The sequence below is a fragment of the Variovorax sp. J22R115 genome (genome assembly GCF_030317005.1).
Taxonomy (GTDB): domain Bacteria; phylum Pseudomonadota; class Gammaproteobacteria; order Burkholderiales; family Burkholderiaceae_C; genus Variovorax.
In genome coordinates this window covers 1-2065 of sequence record NZ_JASZYM010000051.1, presented here as the reverse complement: position 1 = coordinate 2065, position 2065 = coordinate 1, and the positions used below count along the sequence as shown (strand labels likewise).

The 2065-nt window shown below is 63.4% G+C and carries 3 protein-coding genes; all 3 read right to left on the bottom strand.

Annotated elements, in window-relative coordinates:
* On the bottom strand, window positions 1–1139 hold a 1139-nt coding region (locus QTI04_RS34120), incomplete at its 3' end, for an IS66 family transposase (RefSeq protein ID WP_286619630.1).
* Window positions 1140–1229: 90 nt separating this feature from the next.
* Window positions 1230–1580: an IS66 family insertion sequence element accessory protein TnpB gene (tnpB, locus tag QTI04_RS34115; protein ID WP_286619629.1), complete on the bottom strand. Its 351-nt coding sequence runs from the start codon at window positions 1578–1580 to the stop codon at window positions 1230–1232.
* Window positions 1556–2020: a transposase gene (locus tag QTI04_RS34110; protein WP_286619628.1), complete on the bottom strand. Its 465-nt coding sequence runs from the start codon at window positions 2018–2020 to the stop codon at window positions 1556–1558. The genes tnpB and QTI04_RS34110 overlap by 25 nt, the downstream gene beginning before the upstream one ends.
* Window positions 2021–2065 lie beyond the last annotated feature (45 nt).

Genomic DNA, 2065 nt, shown 5'->3' with positions numbered 1-2065 from the left:
GGCGACCACTTCTCGGCTCGCGCCTCGGCGCGGTAGAGCTTGCCAATGAGTTTGACGAACCGTGTGGCCAGCTGGTCCGGTGACCGGGCTGCCTTCGGGATCGCCTCCTCAGCCTTGACGAAGGGCCTGCGCGCATGAACCCAGCATCCAAGATGCGTTAGACCATGGTCCGCAGCGATGCCGTCATAGACCTGGTAGCCATCGCTCACGAACGTGGCCCCGCGCCGGATCCCGGCATAGAGCTTCTCGGCATGCACAGCGCCGCGTCCGGGCGCATAGGCGAACAAGCGCACTGGCGGTCCGCTGCCGTTCATCTGCGCCCACATGTAGCTCTTCGTCAGCGCCTTGCGCCCAGGCTCTTTAAGCACCTGCACAGTGGTCTCGTCCCCGTAGATCAGGTCCGAGTCCAACAGGTGATCGCGCAGCAAGTTGATCACGGGCTGCACGGCCAGTCCTATACGCACGACCCCGGCGGCAAGCGTATTGCTCACGATGTTGCCGCCGAAGCGACGCAGCAGCACGGCCGTTCGATACAGCGGCATGCCGAACTGGTACTTGCCCGTGATAACCCAAGCCTGTGCCTCTTCGGTGAGGAGTCCTCGAGGGATGATGCGTGCCGGCGTCGGCGCGACCTTCAGGCTCAAGTCGCAGCACGGGCAGGCGTACTTGATGCGGTGATGCTGAAGCACGCGCACCTGCTCGGGGATGACGTGCATCTGCTCGCTGACCTCGGCGCCGATCTCCACCAGAACCTGGCCGTCGTGAGCGCAGATACGCTCTGACTCGGGCAACTCGTGGCGAACGATGTCACGCGGCAGCGCGGGGTCCAGCGGCTTGCGTCCGCGCTTCTTGCGCTGGTGGCCAGCGACCGGTGTCGAGTCCTCATCATCGATTTCGGCCGGCAGTGTTTGCGCGGTCGGCGCGAGCGCCTCGGCCTCGTTGAGGAACAGGTCCTTCTGCTCGCTGCCGCGCGCCTCGCTCTTGGCGGCGAACAACTGCCCCTGCAAGGCCCGCAGCCGTTCCAGCGCCAGGTCCCGCTCGGTAGTCACCACGCGCAGTTCGCCGACCAGAGATTCGCTGCGCCGAGTGGCCTCGGCCAGCGCTTGCTGCAGGGCTGCGAATTCTTCGGCGGTGGGCATCTGAACCATCGCCTGCTTCGATCCACATGGCACGCAGGCGTTCCGGGATCATCGCATCTTCATGCGAATTCTTCGCGCCGCTGCCCTCGCTCAGGCCACGCGCGCATACATGCGCTCAGGATGCTTGCGCACGACCGCGAGGTCGATGCCATCGAGCAGCCAATGAAGCTCTTCGACCGTCAGCTTCGGCACCGATGCTGCGTCGGGCCAGATGAAGCGATCCTGTTCGAGTCTCTTCATCAACAGCCAGAAGCCGTTGCGGTCCCAGGCCAGGATCTTCACACGATCGCGTCGACGATTGCGGAAGACATACACGGCCTTGGCAAACGGATCTAGGCCCAAGGCCTGTTCGACCAGGATCGCCAGGCCGTTGAGACCGACACGGAAGTCGATAGCCTCCCGATGCAGGTAGACCTTCAGCTCTTCGTCGAAGCGGAACACCGCAGGCTCCCAAGCATTTGAATCAAGTCGCTGGCCTGGCGCATATCGCATCCACGAAGATCGACCACCACGCCGTTGGGCAACCGCGCTTGCAGATCCACGATCGTCGCAGTCTCAGGCTTCGTTGCCTCGATGGTCACCGCAACAAATGCCTGCTCCGGCAGCTCTGCGTTGGCGATCGGCACGACAGCCTGGGTCGACGCGCGATCATGACGACGAATCCAGGCGCTCAACTGATTCGCGTTGATCCCGCACTCGCGAGCGATCCTCGCAATCGACATCCCCGGCTCGCGGCACGCGAGAATCAGATCCCGCTTTGCCTGCGCGTCATAGACACACCGCCCGTCGCGTTTGCGCCCGACAACGAGGCGCTTGCCCAACTCCGACAACCACTCTGACATCACGTTCCCATGTTGCTGTACATGGGAACGTAGCTTCATGGTCCATGGCGGCCGCCGCAAGGACGTGGTTTATTGAGCGCTTAC